We start from the raw sequence: 17,810 nt of genomic DNA on the forward strand, positions 1-17,810 counted from the left end.
AGTATTGTCTCCCTAATCTATAAGTGAAGAGCCGTCACAGGCGTTGGCCGGCTCATCAGCGGAATGATGTCCTCCGCCGTCGTCCCAATAAAATTGTCCGTGACGCCAGGCATAGTAACTTTTGGTAGACTCGGAAATCCCCTGGAGAATCATCAGAAAAACACTCAGGGGGATCGCCAGTTTCATGGGCCAGATAATGGGCATCCAGGGGCTGGATATGATCACCTCGTTTTGCAGAAATGATTTAAAAAAATATTTCCAGCCCACCTGGAGAAAAATAAAATGGGTGGGGAAATACAAAAACAGGTAGGTAAAGAAATCAACTCTTCCCCTGGCTTTGACCGACCATCTACTGTAGAGGAAATCCGTTCTGATATGCATCCCGGTTTTCAGACAATAGGGAGAAGCAATCATGAAAAAGATACCGTAGAGAATCAAGGCAACGTCCCCGGCCCAGATGGTGGGGGCATTAAAAAAATATCTTGCAACAACCTCATGTACAAGAGCGTACATCATCGGCAGCACAAGAATTGCAACGGCTTTACCAAAAAACGAACTGATGGAATCCAGGACCTTGACCATTTTGTCTGCAAACGGTGCCGGCCCGGTTCCCGGAGATGCACTCTCAGAATTATTAGACATTACACAACCTCATTTAAAAGCAAAGAAAAGGCTGCAGAAACGAGTTCTGCAGCCGGTTTACATATCCTATCCGGTTTTATTTATAGTCATGCATGGTTCCGGAATCCATTGCGGTTTTGCCCATCTTATAGTAAAGGCCGTTCACTTTTACCTGGTAGGGAACTGTCAGCTCTGCCCAGGCATTGAGAGAATCCAATACTTCTTTGAAGAAAGGTTTTTTTGCGGAGTATTTTTTCATGATTTCAGGAACAACTTCCATGTAGGCTTTGAAGTATTCTTCCGGCGTATCATAGAGGGTAACCCCTTCATTGATCACAAGGTCTTTCAAGGCCTGGCTGTTGATGCTGACATTCATGGAAATCTGATCTGCAACCATGGCTTTCATGGATACTTCAATGACTTCCTGGAGGTTGGGCGGCAGTTTGTCATACCAGTCTTTGTTGATGTAAACGTCGCCGATGGACAGGGCCTGGTGAAGCCCCTGGAGGTAATAGGCCTTCCACACATCGGACAGGCCGAGAAGCTTGTCGTCTCCCGGGCTGATCCATTCTGCCGCATCAATAACCCCTCTCTGGGCGGAAGGAACGATTTCGGAACCGGGCATGGATACAACCGGCATACCGATGGCCTTAAAACTTTCAGAGGGGATTCCCGGAGGGGACCTGAATTTCATTTTTTTCAGTTCATCCAGAGAATCGAATTTTTTGGGAAACCATCCAAAGGGCTCGGGACCCATGGGCATGGACAGCCAGGCCTTGATATTATAGTGAAGCTCTTCCTGATAGAATTGGTTCAGCAGTTTCTGGCCGTCTCCTTCCCAGGCCCAGGCCAGAAGACCTGTCTGGTCAAGACCGACACCAAGACCGGCTGTGGGGGCTGCAAACAAAAGGCCGGCAGGATGTTTGCCGGACCAGTAATGGGTCCAGGCCTGTCCGCCGGTAACAATACCGTCACTGACGGCATCCAGAATTTCAAAAGCCTTTACAATAGCACCGGAGGCATAAACCTCGACTTTGATCTCGCCATTGGACAGTTTTTCAATCCTCTTGCCCAATCTTTCCATGGTCTCAAAATACATACTTGAGCTTGGAACTGCGGTCTGTATTTTCAATTCATACTTTGCCGCCCAAACCTGGGATGTGGCGATCATTGTCAGTGCCACAAGAACCAACCCAATTTTTTTCAGCATAACACTCTCTCCTCTTCATTAAATATTAAATTGATTAACCGGTTACGTCCTTAGCCGAATCATTCCACATCACGTATTCAAGAAAGATACCATTGCATTTTTTTATTTATCAAAGATTAAAACCGTAACCATTATTTTTATCAATATGCTGGAATTACAAAAAATTTTTTAATTACCCCCCAGTGGAAAAATATTTATTCACGCCATTATTTTAACCGAAAACCGCAGCCGTGGGATTCTGGTGGCGGCAATTCTCACAAACGCGCATCTTACCTTAAATGTTGCATTTGTGAAACATTTTAAATTATAGGAGGGTGCAAAAATGCATCATGGATAGAGGATTGCCTTCGCTGGCCAAGGTGCAGACGTGCATCATTGATAAAGCGGACAGGTTTGAGCCGGATGAAGGGGCAGGAGATAAGTTTTCAAGACTTTATGATTTCTGGTCCCTGGTTTTTCTGAATATGGTGCTCCGGTTGATCTGGAGGACTTCGGCTGCCTTTCCTATGGAACCGTACACGGAAATGGCATCGTTGATAATATTTTTTTCAATATCCTGCAGCATGGATTTCAGAGATTTTTTTCCAAGTTCGCTGGAGTTCATGGCAGGATTCCCGCTGTCGTCACAGGCAAAACTTGCGGCAAATTCCTTTGGCAGGTCAACCGCCTTGATCAGGCTTTTATTGGCCATGATCACAATGCTGTGGATGGTGTTTTTCAGCTCCCGGACATTGCCGGGCCACTCATAGTTGATCAATTTCTGCTCGGCACAATTGGAGAAAAATACGTTTTTCCCGTATCGGGTATTTTTCTGTTTTAAAAAGACCTTGATCAATGGAAGAATATCATCTTTCCTTTCTTTCAGGCTTCTGATGTTTAATACGGCCACCTTCAGACGATAGTAAAGGTCACTTCTGAATGCCCCTTCATTTACCGCGTCCTGGAGGTCTCGATTGGTTGCGGCAATAATCCTGACATCAATGGGAATCGGCTGGGTGGAGCCCACCCGGATGATCTCCTGGTCCTGGATGGCTCTGAGCAGGCGAGTCTGCATCGGCAGGGGCAGTTCGCCGATTTCATCCAGAAACAGGGTTCCGCCGGAAGCCTGCTCAAAATACCCTTTTTTCCCTTTGATACTGGCTCCGGAAAAAGCCCCGGGCGCATACCCGAATAATTCCGATTCGATCAGGGTTTCGGCAATGGCCGAGCAATCCACCTTTAAATACTCTTTGTTTTTTCTCTGGCTGTGGCGGTGGATTCTCTGGGCCACCACATCTTTGCCCACACCGGTTTCCCCGAGGATGAGGACGGCCGCATCCGAGGGGGCAATGGTTTCGATCTTCTTTAAAAGACTTAAGGAGTGCTTTCCCACCGCGACCATGCCGTCGTCCTGAAAAGCAACTTCCGGATCAAAACTGGCCACCTGTTTCTGATAGGAAGAAATCAGGTCTTTTTGGGTGGCGATTTCTTTTTTTAAATGATTAAATGCCGTAATATCCCTGACAAAGGTAACCACCATTTCCACTTCATTGTTTTCACCAAAGACCGGGTTTCCATTGATGACCACATTTCTGCCGTTGAGTTCCTGAACCGTCATGGCCACCTCACCTGTGGACACAACCGTGGGATTGATAATCTGTTTGAAGACCCCCTTTTTGACTAAGTCTTCCACATTTTCGTCAAGAACTTTTTCAGCGGGAAAACCGGACAAGTCTTCCCAGCGATGGTTGACAAATAAGGTCTTTCCATCCCTTGAGCTGATGTAGACTGCATCCGGAATCAGATTTAAAATACTTTTACAATGCCGAGTGATAATGAGATGTTTGTCATCTGAAAAAGTGTCCATTTTTTTCCTTTCCGCCGGTTCTCCTGGGTCATCAACAATACAATAAATACGTATAAGCCTCAATTCAAGCCCATAGCAAAACCCGGATGCCGTTCAAAATACCGTTTGGCCAAACCCGCCGGGCTTGAATCGTTTTTTGTCACCCGGCCGTACTGGCAAAAGTAGCAGTCCTGTGAAAATAAGTCTATATTTGCCGGCAGACATCGGGCAGACTAATCGTCACTGGGTGTCGGCATGCAAGAATTTGACCGAAATTTAAAAGTCGTCGGGATTTGCAGAAAGGAAAAGAGAATAAAACTAGGAGAACCCCAGGGCGGCAATCGCCAGAGGGGTAAGCAGGATGGGGTGTTTGGGGATCAGGATTTTTCTGCCCAGTTCTTTTTCAAAGAGGCGGCTAAGACCCGGCAGGCTGCAGGTTCCGCCGGAGAAGATAAATTGGTCAATCTCCTGGTTTTGAATGTGGCAGGATACGATATGGCAGATTCGTTGAAAAGTAGGCGTGGCCAGAGCCAGGATTCCGTATTCCTCACTTTTCCGTTTTCGTTTTTCCGCCTCTTCAACGGAAATGCCGAAATGGCCGGCAATCACAAGGGAGATATGGGTGCCGCCGGTGGCCTCATCATCGGAGAAAACAACATTTCCCTTCTGAACCACGGCCGTGCCGGTGGTACCGCCCCCCACATCCACCACTGCGGTTTTATCCAGGTGGAGGAGCCGGGCCACACAACTGGGCTCGTCCGATGCATGGAGGACTTCAATGAGCTGATTTTCAAGGATATTGGTGGATAACCTGGGATCAGTTCCCGGAGGAAAGGAAGTGGACGCACCGGTAATGGAGATATTCAGCTTTTTTTCGGCCTTTTCCTTGAGCCGGAAGACAATATCATTTGCTCCCAGAAAATCGACTACCACACCGTCCCGGACCACCTCAGCCCATTCCAGGAAGACGGCAACAGGTTCTCCTGAGCCGTCAAGGACCATGAGCACCACATCCGAGGTGCCCAGGTCAATGCCCACATGGAAAGGGCCCTCAAAGGCCATGGGGGTTTCATCGTTTAATATCCCCATGGCCTTTTCAAGGCGGGCTTCTACTATATTCCAGGAAACCGGCAGGATCATGCGATTCTGAAACTTCCGACCAAAGTACATCGCCTGAGACGGACAAAGGTTCTGGCGTTGGATACGCCTTCACCCGTGGGCGTGGAAATGGTCATGGAGGTCCAGCCTTCTCCACCGGCGCCCAGGCCGGCAATATGGGGGCCGTTCTTGACAAAGAGACTGGTATTGACTGCTTTTGCCATGGTATCCATATTATCGATGTTTTTGGAATGCAGGCCTGCCGAATGACGGCAGTCGTTTTCCAGAAGCAGAGCCCACTCAAGGGCCTGATTAAAATCCCGGGCTCTTAAGATGGGGATCAGGGGCATCATCTGCTCCATTTTGGCAAACGTATATCCAGTGTCGGTGCCGGCGTCAACAATGAGAAGACGGCAGGTTTCCGGCACTGAAATTCCGGCGGCAGAGGCCAGTACGGCAGCATCCCTTCCCACCCACTTGGGATTGGGCCGGGGGTTGGAGCCTGGATAATCCAGAAGGACCTTCCGGGCAATGGCATCGGCCTGGTCCAGGGAGATTTCAACGGCGCCGCAGTTTTTCAGTTCATCTTTCAGCTTGTCGGCAACGGTGTCCAGGGCAATGATCTCTTTTTCATCACAGCAGACAATGTTGTTGTCAAAGGAAGCCCCGTCATAGATACTTTGGGCGGCCCGGGCAAGATCGGCCGTGTCGTCCACCACCACAGGCGGGTTGCCGGCACCGGCTGCAATCAGCCGCTTGTCGGTGATCTTTTTGGCGGCATCCACCACGGCTTCCCCTCCGGTGACCACCAGAAGGTTGATACCCGGATAGGTAAACAGCTTCTGGGCGGTTTCTATGGAAGGCTCTTTCACACAGGTGATGATGTTGTTTATCCCCAGTTCTTCGTAAACGGCCTTGTTCACCACTTTAACGGTTTCAAGGGTGGTTCTCTTGGCACCGGGATGGACGGCATAGACCACGGTATTTCCGCCTGAAACCATGCTGATGGTGTTGTTGAAAATGGTGGCTGCCGGGTTGGTGGAAGGGGTGACCGAGGCGATGACCCCCCAGGGAGCGTTTTCAAACAGGGTGAGTCCTGCATCACCCGTGGCTGCGGCAGGACTTAAAATCTCAGGTCCCGGGGTCCGGTTGGCCACCAGAAGGTTCTTTTTGACCTTGTCTTCCACCCGGCCCATACCGGTTTCATCAACGGCCATTTCAGCCAGCCGCCGGGCATTGGCCCGGGCTGCCCTGCGGACCATCCTGACCACCTGCTCACGGACGGCAATGGTCGGAATCCTTTTCTGGGCGGCGGAAGCGGCGGCCACCGCCTGATCCAGACCGGGAAAAACACCCCAGTCTCCGTCGCTGTCCAGCAGGGTCTCCTGAGGGGATGACCCGTTTGGGGAAGAAGTGGGAAGGGTCATTTTCTTCAGCACTTCGGTTACAATTGCTTCTATATCTTTTTCTAAAACGTCAGCCATACGGCCTCCAATTTAAGGCTAGTGATTCTTATTTCGTGTACAATGATTCCCTGCCCGAGGTAATCTGGTCAACAATTCCGACAATACTCAAGTCAACTGGAACCTCGGTATCATGGGCCATCCGGGCGGAACTTCCCCGGATGAGCAGGACCCATTCTCCAAGGCCTGCTCCGATACTGTCCACAGCCACCTGGTGGGGGGCCAGGACATTTCCGTCCACATCAATAATGTCCACCAGCAAAAAGGTCATCTGGGGCAGCTTGCTATGGCGTGCCGTGGAGACGACCTGTCCCACTATCTTACCGATTTCCATATCCAATCTCCTTTGCCGGTCCTGCCCGGGCCGCAATCCGTTTCCGGATCAGGGAATCGATGGGCAGGCCATATTTATCTTAATTTTCCCGTTTCAGGGTGCGGGAAATTTTCCAAATTACTTCAACCCGATGGGGAACAAGGTCTCCAGATCATCGTGGGGACGGGGAATTACGTGAACGGCAATCACTTCGCCTACCTTGGCCGCAGCCGCTGCACCGGCATCTGTTGCCGCTTTGCAGGCGGCAACATCACCGCGGACCATAACGCAGAGGATACCTGCGCCGATTTTCTCGTATCCCACCAGCTGAATCCTGGCGGATTTGGCCATTACATCACTTGCTTCGATCAGGGCTGTCATACCTTTGGTTTCAATCATTCCTAATGCGTCCATGTTCTACTCCTTTTACCTTAATATGGTTTTAAAATTTGCCTTAAAGGCGGTTTTACTTTTTACTTGTTTTGGTTTTCTTTATTGGTTTGGGCGGTCTGATCATATTTCCGACATGATCTTTGATCAGGACATCAACATCACTGCTGGGCCTGGGAATCTGGTTTGAATTAAAGCAGGTGCCTGTAACGGATATAGCGGCCTTTGCCGAATCCACGGCTGCTGTGCAGGAGGCCAGATCCCCCTTGCAGATCACGGTGATCAGACCGGCATCCGCATTGGCAACGGTTTCAACCTTGACATTGGCCGATTTGACCATGACGTCGGCTGCCTGGATGGCCGTAGCGATCCCGACGGTTTCAATAAATCCCATAGACTCATTCTGACTCATAATGTCCTACCTTTGTTTTCGGGAAAGACTCCCCTGTTAAAAGTTCTGAAGTTCAAGTGGTTTCACCCTTCAAAATCAGAGCACAAACTGCCTTACCTGGGAGTCCATCGCCGGAATGACGACGTTCCGAACCAGGAGGCCGCTCTCCTTTGCGCTTGCCGATCCGGCATCAACGGCCGCCTGCACGGCGGCCACGTCCCCGGACAACAGGCAAAAGGCTTTGCCTCCAAGTCCCATGGCAATCCTTACTTCGGAAATGAACACATCCGCGGCCTTGCTTGCATAATCCGCCGCCAGCACGGCCGAAGGGACGGAAAAGGTCTCTATCACGCCCACGGCCGGGCCGTGTATCCCCGAGCTGGTTCCGCTGATGGCCTTCACCACCTCGGGATTGATGTTGGGGATCACAAAATGATCCACCACGGTCTCCCCGCAACAGGCTTTCCCTGCATCAATGGAAGAATTTACCGAGGCGATTTCCCCATGGACGGCGGCAAGAAATTTGCCCGGGCAGATGGTCTTTAAAAACATGGGTTCCACCCGCGCCGCCTTGGCCATGTAGTCTGCCGCCTCAATTCCGGCTGCGATACTGTTAAACTCAATCATGCCCAGTGCCTGAAGTTCGGCTTGCATATCTATATCCCTTTTATGGTTATTGAACGATCAACGGCAATGACTTCCCCGGCAATGGAAGCGTGGATCCTGGCCCCAAGCGCTCCTTTGGGAATGTCGGCAATGCATTGCCCCCGGCTTACCCGGTCCCCCGGAATTACATTGGGAGCCGAAGGCGCCCCGATGTGCTGGGACAGAGGAATGCTGACCTTTGCGGGTTGATATTCTCCGATAAATTCCGGATGGAGATCCAGATATTTGGAGATCCCGATTTTCTCGGCCAGCCGGGGGGTGGGCACCCTTCTGAATTCCCGGAAACGGCTCTGACCGGGAGCCACCTTTCTGGGCCCCTCGTACTCAACCTTTTCCTGCCGGAATTTATTCTTTAAAAAGGCATTCACCCGCCGGGGGGAAATCCCCATGGGGCAGGCAAACAATTCACATACCCCGCACTCACAGCACATCATGGCCTGGGCCGCATCAATTTCAAATCCTGTGTTTCCCGCAAAGGCCCTCATGACCCTGTGGGTTTCAAACACATGACCGACCAGAAATCTCGGACACATTTCCGAACAGAGCCGGCACTGGATACAGGCGGTTGCCGCCCGTTTCTGCATCACTTCCGGCAAAAGGGTGGCGGCCTGGTGAAGGTAATGGCCCCTGGGAAGAACGATGAGTCCGCCGCAGGTTTTGGTCACCACCTCTTTTTCAATATCGGCGGGGTCATCCAGGAAGCGTCCCATCATGGGGCCGCCCACCACCACCACGGGATCGGGGACACAAAATCCTCCGCATTGGTCAATGCACTCTTTGATACCCGTTCCCAGGGGCACCTGGATCACAGAAGGTCTGTTTACCTCTCCTGTCACCGTCACCACCTTCCGGGTCATGGGGATTTGGTTCATGGCGTTATCCACGGAATAAAGGGATCCCACATTGGCCACAACAATGCCCTGATCTTTGGGAAGCCCCAGGGGAGGAACGGTCTTTCCCGTAATCTCGTGGATCAGGATCTGCTCGTCTCCGGCCGGATAAAAATTGTCCAGCCTGGCCAGTTCAATTCCGGTTCCTGCAATTGCCGCCTCAAACTTGAGGCCGATGCCGGTATATTTTCCCTTTATTCCGATCACCCCCCGGGATGCACCGGCTGAGGTCATTACCGCTTCCATGGCCCTGACGATCTGTTCCGGAAAGGTGTCCATGATATATTGGTCTGAATAGAGCAGGGGCTCACACTCGCATCCGTTGGCAATGACGGTGTCCACCCGGGTGTCGTATTTGACATGGGCCGGGAATCCTGCCCCGCCTTCGCCCACAACACCTGCATCCCGTACCCGGGAAATCAGGTCATGATTGGTTTTAGTCTGCCGGCTCATCTGGTAAAATTCATTCCTTTTTTAATGTTACTTGGGACTTTCCCCGACCGGGCGGACCACATCCCCCCTCTGCATGCAAAGCCCCAGTACGGCGACATTGAAAAGATCATCTGCACTGCATCCCCGGGATAAATCGTGCCATCCTCCCTCGAACCCCTGGAGAAAAGGCCCCAGGGCCGTAAAGCCGGCCATGCGCTGGAGCATCTTGTATCCGATATTGCCTGCTTCCAGGGAGGGGAAGACCAATACGTTGGCATTCCCGCAGATGGGACTGGCCGGCGCTTTTAAGGAGGCCACCTGGGGGACGATGGCCGCGTCCAGCTGGAGTTCTCCGTCCACCATCATCTCCGGTGTCTGTTTCCTGACCCGTTCAACGGCTTCCCGGATAACTTCTGCCCTGGGGTGCTTTGAGCTTCCTTTGGTGGAAAAGGAAAGCATGGCCACCCGGGGCTCTTCTTTGAGCAGATTTTTTGCTTTTTCCGCCGATGCAATGGCAATATCGGCCAGAACATCAGGAGAAGGTTCAGGCACCACGGCACAATCGGCCAGGATATACTGATTTTTCCCGTCCGGGGCGATCATGAGAAAAAAACTGGAAATGGTCTTCTGCTTTCTGGGCAGGATGCTGATCCCGGCCCGGAGCACATCGGCCGTGGACGAGAGGTTTCCGGCAATTCCCACTTCCACATCACCGTTACGGACCATCATGGCCGAGGCGGCCAGGCTGCATCTCATGGCCTGCTCCGCCTGCTCTTGGGTAATGGCCTTTCCCTTTTCATTCTGGATCCGGGTGAAGGCTTCCATATTCTTGTCCAGTACATCTTTACTGGTGTGATCGATTATGGTAAATCCGGAAAGCCGTTCTTTGGCCGATAGAATTTTGGATCGGACCATGAAGGGGGACTGGACCAGCAGGGGAACGGCCACCTTTTCCTCTTTCAGCCGGGTGGCGGCGGTCAGGACCCTGGAATCCAGGCAGTCCGGGAAGACCACGGTGCCGGGGGCCGCCTTGCAGGCGTCTATACAATCTTCTAGTATACCCACTCTTTTCCCCTTTATGAACTCACGCAGGCCAGCTTGACCATGGACGGGGTATTGTATTCGACCTTTGCGCCCTGGGCCATATAGAGGATGTCTCCTGCCTTGGCTTTCATGGAGCGGCCGTCCGCTTTGATTTCCACTTCTCCCTCGACAACGATGCTGATTTCAGGGGCGTCCACGGTTCTTGAAAAAAGACTTTTTTCCCACTTCATATAGGTGGCGGTCAGGTGGGTGTCCTCATGGAACCGGATGGCATCCGAGATCTGAACCTTGCCGGGAACGGCAGGGCCGGATTCCTTGTCCAGAAGCAGATCCCCGTCGATGAGGGAGACATCGCCCACCACTTTTACCGCTGGATTTTTGGAATTGCCGCTTGGGGCAGGGGCGCTTGAAAGTTTTGATTCCACCACCTTTCTCACAATGGCGGACAGCTCAACGGAATTTGTTCCGGGCAGCTTTTCTTTGAGAAGGGTGCAGACCCGGTCGGTAATCGATTGGAGATCGGATGTTTCGGAAATTGACCTGTTGCCGGCCGAAGTGTCGGGTGCCGGTTCCGGCGGGATGCTGCAGCTTGGTGAAGAACATGCATCTTCGGCAAAGCCTATGCCCAACTCTTCTATCTTGTCCCAGGCACCGGGGGTAACGATACAGTCTTTTTGTTTTACATCCAGTGTCCGGCTCCCGCCTGCAGCTGCCTTTCGAATGTCATCTGCCGTAATGACCTGTTTTCCCATTGATAATCTCCTAATCTCAAGCATGCGTAATTACTATCCTGGTCCACCGATTGCAAAGGATGTACCGGGCTTTGAGGTAATGATTTAAGTATCTGAAATAAAGAGAAAAATTATATTGGGATTCATTGTTTTACACAAAAACACTTCAGGCCTTTGCTTATGGGCTGCGGCGTCTGCACAAAACCGGAGGGCTCAGGGTGCAATTCTGCATCATGGGTCGGTTTTGATATTGCATCCCTGCAAAACGACCTTGGATTCGGTAAATTCAGATGGCAGTGCGATGCAGTTCTGCCACATGGAACTAAAAAGAAGATTCATCCGGGCCGTTCGATCCTTATTTTTTTTCTTCCGATTGATTATTTTCACAAATTTGAATACCATGCCTGGATTTTTATTCCCGCCCAAGGGGGGAGAATCCCAAAGAGGAGATAATGGTGGATCTGATTTGCATTTCTGCAGCATGGTTTGCCGGCGGTTTTATCAACGGCGTGGCCGGGTTTGGTGCCGCCATGGTTGCCATGCCCCTGGCAGCCCCCTTTATGGAGATTTCTCTTGCCGTACCGGCCTGCACCCTTATTGTATTGACTCTCAATTGCCAGGTCGGCTGGACCTTCCGCAAGGATATCCGCTGGAAATATGTAAAAAAAATTTTTATCGGGGCGATTCCCGGGGTGATTCTCAGCAGCTTTGCTCTCAGCTATCTGTCGGAAACCCATCTAAAGGCGGGAATGGGAATCTTTATCGCGGGATATGCCCTGGTCAGCCTGGTTTCCGGCAAAGGAGAGGTCCGTGTCATCCATCCGGCCTGGGGATATCTGTCCGGCCTGCTGTCCTCGGCCCTGGGCATGGCCTTTGGGTTTAACGGCCCGCCCCTGGCCGCATATATAGCCTATTGCGGCTGCCCGGCCCGGGCCATTAAGGGTATCCTCGGAGCGGGATTTATCATCACCGGTGTATTGATTGTCTCGGCCAAGGCCCTGACCGGCCAGATCAATCAGATGGTGATCTTTACCTTTGTTTTGTCCACCCCGGCCGTGATTCTGGGAAGCAGGCTGGGAATCCAATTGTCTTCACGCTTGAATGAAAAGACCTATCAAAAATTATTGTTTCTTTCCCTGGCGGCCATGGGGTTCAGGATTGCTTGGTCGGCCCTGATGTAAAGAGAGTTCCCGGTTTCCCCCAATTTATTCCTTAATTTAATTGCCTGCCTGCCGGATTCCCCCGGCCTTGGGCAGCATGGTCCCAAAGGTCTGAAAATTCCGGTAAAGGTCAAAGCAGGATTCCAGATCGTGGCAGATATGGCCGCAGACGCTCCTGTCCAGATAGTCCCTTAAATAGGCCCGGTAATCCGGATGGGCACAGGTGGAGATGATCTTCTCCGCCCGTTCCAGGGGGCCCAGGCCCCGAAGGTCTGCAAGGCCCTGCTCGGTCACCAGGATCTGGACCGAGTGCTCGCAGTTGTCCAGATGGGGAACCATGGGCACTACGGTTGAGATCTTCCCTCCCTTGGCAACAGAGGGGGTCATGAAAATGGACAGATGGCTGTTCCGGGTGAACTCGCCGCTCCCGCCCACGCCGTTCATGATATGGGTCCCCATGATATGGGAGGAGTTTACATTTCCGTAGATATCCATTTCCAATGCCGTGTTCAGGGCGATTACCCCCAGTCTGCGGATAATGCCGGGGTGGTTGGAGATCTCCTGGGGCCGGAGCACGATTCTCTGGTTATAGAAGTCCATGTTCTCTTCCAGTTTTTTCAGTTTTTCCGGCACAATGGTCAGGGAGGTGGCAGAGGCGCCCAGAAGCTTGCCTTTATCAATCAGGTCGAGCATGGAGTCCTGAAACACCTCGGAGTACATATAAAAGGGAGGGATATCCGGATGGCTGCCAAGGCCGGCCAACACAGCATTGGCGGTATTGCCCACCCCGGCCTGGAGGGGGAAGAACTCCCCCGGGATCCTGCCGGCTGCCTTTTCATTGAGCAGAAACTCAATGACATGGCCGGCGATTCTCTGGCTTACTTCATCTGCCTGGCTAAAGGCGGCCACCTGATCCGGTTCGTCATTCTCCACAATGCCCACCACCTTCCGGGGATTCACCTGGGCATAGGGCCAGCCGATTTTGGTCAGGGGCATCTGTACATTGATGGGATTTCGCCTGGGCGGCGGCGGCATGATGAAAATATCGTGGAGTTCCCTCAGACGCGGGGAATGCTGCCGGTTGATCTCGATGATGACTTTTTGTGCACAGGCCAGCCAGGTCGGCGAAGCTCCGACGGAGGCGGTCAGATAAACCCTGCCGTCCGGCGTGATCTCCGTGGCCTCCACAACGGCCAGATTCACTTTTCCGAAAAAACCGGCACTCACGGTCTGGGCCACGTGGGAGAGGTGCATGTCCACATATTCCACCTCCTGCCGGTTGATCTGGTCCCGCAGGACCTTTCCCGACTGGTAAGGAGCCCGCCAGGCAATGGCATTGGCCTCGGCCATGTCATTGTCAACATACTTTCCGCAGGAGGCCCCGGACAGCACCCTGAGCCTGAATTTCCGTCCCCGGGCCTGTTCTTCCCTGGCATGTTCGGCCAACATGGCCGGGACCGCCTTAACCGCCCCGGCTGCTGCAAATCCTGAAAATGCAAGGGTGTCCCCGTCCTTTACCAGGGAAACCATTTCTTCTTTTGTCAGTACTGGATATTTTTTCATGGGTCTTGCCTATGGTTTGGTCGTAAATTCATTAAATAATCCGGTTGGATAGAAAATAAAGGGATAGCTTCTATACCTTTTTAGACCGATTCTCAAGCTTTTTTTTGCCCGGGCAGGGAAGCAAAAGGCCGGACGCCTCATCCCTGAGTTCAAAAGCAGGAGCTGATGCATTGTCCGGCAAAATCAGGAAAACATCTCCTTGATAGAAAAAACCATGTTCTTTTTCGCTTTCTGGATTCTTTGGCACAAATGGGAATAAAGGTAAGGTCTTGTTATCCCATAAAATCTGGATTGGCGCTCATCCATCCGGAATACCGGAAAAAATTATAAAATTCCCATTGCCATAAAAATGAAACAGGAGTACAACATCTGTTTTTTATGGGAATCCTCCGGACTTTTCCAGGAGAAAACCCGGAAGGTAAGGAGCCAATTGTGAGTCAGTTTGGTTATATGGGAGTTTTTATCGGTGCTTTTGCTTTTTTCTGCCTGCTTATCCTGGGCCGGCAGAAAAGGGTCAGGACCGGATCGGATTTTTCCGTTGCCGGCAGGTCTTTGACCGCCACCCAGGTTTCCTGGGTCATTATCGGAACCCTGGTGGGAGGGGTCTCCACCATCGGAACGGTCCAGACCGCCTATAACCACGGGATCGTTGCATGGGTTTTCACCCTTGGAAGCGGAATTTCCTGTTTTATCCTGGGCTGTTTTTTCGCCGCCGTCCTGAGAAGAGAGGAGGTGGTCACGGTATCGGAACTTCTGGGCCGGTATTTCGGCCAGGGCTTTCAGTACTACTCCTCCCTGTTCAACTCCTGCGGCATGTTCATTCATATCATTGCCCAGTACCTGGCGGCCATGGCCATTCTGAGCTCGGTGTTTCATTTTTCCCAGCCCGTGTCCGTTCTGGTCACCCTGCTGCTCATGGGCATCTTTGTGGTATCCGGCGGCATCTCCGGTGCCGGCATGGTGGGTAAGCTTAAATTCTTCATGCTCTATGGCATCATGATTCTCTCTGCCGGACTTGCCCTGTACCGGGGAGGGGGCGTGGGCAATATCCTCTCTTCTCTTCCCGGGGAGATCGATTTTTTGAATTTTTTCCCCCATGGTGTGGGCCCCACCCTTGTGGATCTGATCTCCATGATCACCGGGGTTCTCTCCACCCAGATTTACCTCCAGGCTGTATTCTCCGCCAAAACCATCCGCCAGGCCAGAAACGGGGCCTTTCTCTCCGCCCTGGTCATCCCCCCCATTGGAATTCTGGGAATTGTCGTGGGCCTCTACCTCCGGGCCCATTATCCGGAGCTTGAGGGAAACAGTGCCCAGGCCCTGCCCTATTTTTTCAAGATCGCCCTTCCGCCGGCAATTGCCGCTTTCTGCTCTGCCGTGCTTCTGCTGGCAATTCTGGGCACCGGTGCCGGTCTGGTCCTGGGGGTCACCACCAACCTTTACATGGACGGGATCAAAAAGCTTTTTAAAGCCAGGGAAGAGAATGCTCTGACCATGGTGAGGCTCTGCACACTGGCCGTGCTGCTTCTTTCCGGAGGGATCGTTCTGGCCGGATTCGATACAGCCATCCTCCAATGGAGCTATCTTTCCATGGGATTTCGCGGAGCCTCCGTCTTTGCCGGGCTGTGCATCGTCGTCTTCATGGGCAGGCGTAAATTCTCGGGCCTGGTCCGGACCGGTCTTTACCTGCTCCCCCTGTTTTACCTGACCTGGGAAATCATGGGATAGGCGCGGGATGAATGCGCTCCATAATTATCCTTATGTCCCAGGGTTTTATGGCCGGATAAATCCGGAATCGGAAAATCCATCTCAACGGGGTTAATAAAGAGGGGTGCAGGGCCAATCTGTTTAAAGGGCCTGCAAATCTCGTCAAAAATCTGAAATAAGGGCGTATCCCTGGCGTTGATATCCAATGGATGATATCCATCCGTTGCCAACCTGTTCAATTCCCGGAAGGATTGAATCCGGTGAAACCCCATAGGATTGGGCGGCAAACATGCAGACCTGCAGTTTGATTCCGTTTTCAAAAAAATCGGGAATCATTGCCGCAATGGCATCCAGATGGATTTTGTCTTCCGGGGAATACCCCTCTGTATTCTTTGAGATGAATTTCACGGCCGGACCCATAAAGATAACCACAAAATCAGGTTTCCCCTGAATAGAGGTGACTTCCGGATCTTCAAAGGTATCATTGATAAGGTCAAGGTGGATGGCCAACGCCCGGGGGTTTTTTACCCGAAGATCAAAAACCGCTTTGACGGAATCCACGCCTTTTAATGCCTTGTAGGGCTCTGAAAAAGCCTTGTCTGTTTTAAAGGGGGTGAAAAAACAGACCGCAATAATAAAAGTTAAAACAGGATGCCTTCGCATATTCATTTTTTTCTCCCAATTGTGGAGTTGCTTTTTATTTTACTCTTCCGGATGGATCGATTTTTTCGTGTCTTACATCCATAAGATAGGCTTTTATTGAAGATGAACAAGTAGAGGAACAAAAATATAGGAAACCGGGGACCGGAGAGGATAAGATCATCACGATAAGATCCGCATCGGTCCCGGCATTGATTTGATTTTTGACGGGCAGAACTTTACAGATACCTGAACCATACTTTATTCTGATTTTAATCGATATTGAAATCCCTTGATTAAATTGGTATTTCTTTTGAAAAAGAATCCCTTGGCGGTTTTTTTTGGGAATTTCGGATAATTGTGTGTCAGACCTTTTGGGGAAAAGACAGATGATCAGAAAAGCAAATGAATCCGATTGCATGAATATCGCCGCCCTCTCCCTGGCGGTATGGTTTCAGACATACTGCATGGACGGCATCAGGACTGAAAATTCAGAATTCGCCATATCTTCTTTTACCGAGGATTATTTTAAAAAGATTTTGCTTGATCCCAGGTATGGATTGCTGGTGTTTGTTGAGGGAATCTATCTGAGGGGGTATGTCCTCGTGAATCTGGAATCCCGGTTTCAAAGTGAAAAAACTGGTTTTGAAATTGAAAGGCTTTATGTGCAGGGGCCTTTTCAGGGCCGGGGGATCGGTAAAAAATTATTATCTGAAATTATCTCAAGGCATGGGAACCGGTGCTGGCTGTATACCTGGGTGAAAAACCGATCCATTGCATTTTATGAAAAATTCGGGTTTATAGATATAGGGCAATATGATTTTAAAATAGGAAAAGAGACAATCAAAAATCGTGTATTGGCATACGGATCTGCCTAAAATGGTTTCCTTCGCAGGATGCGGGTATTTACTTTCATGACTCCAACCTTAAAAACAGCGCGGCTGAGATTAAGACCTCTGACCATTGCCGATCAGAATGCAATGGTCGACACAATCATGTCGGACCCTGATGTCATGACCTGGCTGCCGTATTCAGCCGGGACCTCAACCCCGGAGGGGCAAAAGGAAATTGCTTTGGGATATCTCACGGATTTCATCAATCCCTGGAAAGAGATTGGGCTGGGTGTCTGGGCCGTTTGTATCGGAGACAAGGAATTGGGAAAGCCCGGGGAATTTATCGGGTACTGCGGATTTATTCCCGAACAGATCAGGGGTGGGGGGCCGGAAATCGCCTATGCCCTTGGAAGATCCATGTGGGGAAAAGGAATCATAACCGAAGCACTGACAGCCTGCCTGGACTGGCTCTTTGGCCGGGAGGAAATCATCCGGGCCTACGCCGTAACCGATCATTCAAATACCGCATCCCGCAGGGTCCTGGAGAAAATCGGCATGGAACATGAAAAAGATGTGGATCTTTATGATTCCAAAGCCAAAGGATCAGGCCTGCTGCCTTTCTATTCCATTGAACGGGAGGTCTATTTTAGAAAAAGCCAAAAAGAATTTTCTCCATAGGTTCAGGGCGGACACAGACCCTTGGGCCGGGGTGCAAAAAAATATCTGCACCTTGTTCGCCGTTTCCCACTCCTCTCAACTCGCCGCCGGCTTCCTCTGAGGTTCAACACTGCATGGGTGGACTCAAAAAAGGTAAAAAAAGCAGCATCTTAAACC

Annotated in this window: 18 protein-coding genes; 4 read left to right on the top strand and 14 right to left on the bottom strand. The window is 51.2% G+C overall.

Features of this window, described 5'->3' with window-relative positions:
• Window positions 1–12: 12 nt before the first annotated feature.
• The 12 genes from F608_RS32655 to F608_RS0119615 form a co-directional block, all read right to left on the bottom strand.
• Entirely contained in the window at window positions 13–642 is a 630-nt protein-coding gene (locus F608_RS32655) for a TRAP transporter small permease subunit (RefSeq protein WP_022667378.1), read from the bottom strand.
• Window positions 643–718: 76 nt separating this feature from the next.
• Window positions 719–1,831, bottom strand: a complete 1,113-nt coding sequence (locus F608_RS32660) for a TRAP transporter substrate-binding protein (RefSeq protein WP_022667379.1) — start codon at window positions 1,829–1,831, stop codon at window positions 719–721.
• Between the two features lie 433 nt (window positions 1,832–2,264).
• Window positions 2,265–3,677 carry a sigma-54 interaction domain-containing protein gene (locus F608_RS0119570; RefSeq protein ID WP_022667380.1) on the bottom strand — a complete coding sequence of 471 codons (1,413 nt, stop codon included), beginning with the start codon at window positions 3,675–3,677 and terminating at the stop codon, window positions 2,265–2,267.
• 297 nt (window positions 3,678–3,974) lie between these two features.
• A complete protein-coding gene (gene eutJ, locus F608_RS0119575; protein ID WP_022667382.1) occupies window positions 3,975–4,796 on the bottom strand; it encodes an ethanolamine utilization protein EutJ in 822 nt (273 codons plus the stop codon).
• On the bottom strand, window positions 4,793–6,238 hold the full coding sequence (locus F608_RS0119580) for an aldehyde dehydrogenase family protein (RefSeq protein WP_022667383.1): 1,446 nt from the start codon (window positions 6,236–6,238) through the stop codon (window positions 4,793–4,795). The genes eutJ and F608_RS0119580 overlap by 4 nt, the downstream gene beginning before the upstream one ends.
• A gap of 28 nt (window positions 6,239–6,266) precedes the next feature.
• On the bottom strand, window positions 6,267–6,551 hold the full coding sequence (locus F608_RS0119585; RefSeq protein WP_027362930.1) for a EutN/CcmL family microcompartment protein: 285 nt from the start codon (window positions 6,549–6,551) through the stop codon (window positions 6,267–6,269).
• A 117-nt stretch (window positions 6,552–6,668) separates the two neighbouring features.
• A complete protein-coding gene (gene eutM / locus F608_RS0119590; RefSeq protein ID WP_027362931.1) occupies window positions 6,669–6,944 on the bottom strand; it encodes an ethanolamine utilization microcompartment protein EutM in 276 nt (91 codons plus the stop codon).
• Window positions 6,945–6,996: 52 nt separating this feature from the next.
• The gene (locus F608_RS32665; RefSeq protein ID WP_022667384.1) at window positions 6,997–7,332 is read right to left on the bottom strand and encodes a BMC domain-containing protein; all 336 of its coding nucleotides are present in this window, start codon (window positions 7,330–7,332) and stop codon (window positions 6,997–6,999) included.
• Window positions 7,333–7,407: 75 nt separating this feature from the next.
• Window positions 7,408–7,965, bottom strand: a complete 558-nt coding sequence (locus tag F608_RS0119600; protein WP_022667386.1) for a BMC domain-containing protein — start codon at window positions 7,963–7,965, stop codon at window positions 7,408–7,410.
• Between the two features lie 2 nt (window positions 7,966–7,967).
• Window positions 7,968–9,320, bottom strand: coding sequence for an SLBB domain-containing protein (locus F608_RS0119605; RefSeq protein ID WP_022667387.1), 1,353 nt, complete (start codon window positions 9,318–9,320; stop codon window positions 7,968–7,970).
• Between the two features lie 27 nt (window positions 9,321–9,347).
• Window positions 9,348–10,364, bottom strand: a complete 1,017-nt coding sequence (locus F608_RS0119610; protein WP_022667388.1) for a phosphotransacetylase — start codon at window positions 10,362–10,364, stop codon at window positions 9,348–9,350.
• 11 nt (window positions 10,365–10,375) lie between these two features.
• Complete coding sequence (locus F608_RS0119615; protein ID WP_022667390.1) at window positions 10,376–11,095, bottom strand: cupin domain-containing protein; 720 nt, start codon at window positions 11,093–11,095, stop codon at window positions 10,376–10,378.
• Window positions 11,096–11,526: 431 nt separating this feature from the next.
• Here F608_RS0119615 and F608_RS0119625 point away from each other — a divergent pair, with 431 nt between their 5' ends.
• Window positions 11,527–12,255 carry a sulfite exporter TauE/SafE family protein gene (locus F608_RS0119625; RefSeq protein WP_022667392.1) on the top strand — a complete coding sequence of 243 codons (729 nt, stop codon included), beginning with the start codon at window positions 11,527–11,529 and terminating at the stop codon, window positions 12,253–12,255.
• Window positions 12,256–12,291: 36 nt separating this feature from the next.
• Here F608_RS0119625 and F608_RS0119630 read toward each other — a convergent pair whose 3' ends face one another.
• Complete coding sequence (locus tag F608_RS0119630; protein ID WP_022667393.1) at window positions 12,292–13,797, bottom strand: succinate CoA transferase; 1,506 nt, start codon at window positions 13,795–13,797, stop codon at window positions 12,292–12,294.
• Between the two features lie 432 nt (window positions 13,798–14,229).
• Between F608_RS0119630 and F608_RS32675 the strand changes: the two genes are divergently transcribed.
• Window positions 14,230–15,525: a sodium:solute symporter family protein gene (locus F608_RS32675; protein ID WP_022667395.1), complete on the top strand. Its 1,296-nt coding sequence runs from the start codon at window positions 14,230–14,232 to the stop codon at window positions 15,523–15,525.
• A 141-nt stretch (window positions 15,526–15,666) separates the two neighbouring features.
• Here the strand turns inward: F608_RS32675 and F608_RS32680 are convergent, their stop codons facing one another.
• Window positions 15,667–16,173 (bottom strand): DsrE family protein, encoded by a 507-nt coding sequence (locus F608_RS32680; RefSeq protein ID WP_022667396.1) that lies wholly within the window; start codon window positions 16,171–16,173, stop codon window positions 15,667–15,669.
• 359 nt (window positions 16,174–16,532) lie between these two features.
• On the opposite strand from F608_RS32680, the gene F608_RS0119655 reads away from it, so the two are divergent.
• Both F608_RS0119655 and F608_RS35090 read left to right on the top strand, forming a co-directional pair.
• Window positions 16,533–17,021 carry a GNAT family N-acetyltransferase gene (locus F608_RS0119655; RefSeq protein WP_022667398.1) on the top strand — a complete coding sequence of 163 codons (489 nt, stop codon included), beginning with the start codon at window positions 16,533–16,535 and terminating at the stop codon, window positions 17,019–17,021.
• Between the two features lie 36 nt (window positions 17,022–17,057).
• Window positions 17,058–17,654 carry a GNAT family N-acetyltransferase gene (locus tag F608_RS35090; protein ID WP_051148607.1) on the top strand — a complete coding sequence of 199 codons (597 nt, stop codon included), beginning with the start codon at window positions 17,058–17,060 and terminating at the stop codon, window positions 17,652–17,654.
• Window positions 17,655–17,810 lie beyond the last annotated feature (156 nt).

The sequence above is a fragment of the Desulfospira joergensenii DSM 10085 genome, from assembly GCF_000420085.1.
Lineage (GTDB): Bacteria > Desulfobacterota > Desulfobacteria > Desulfobacterales > Desulfobacteraceae > Desulfospira > Desulfospira joergensenii.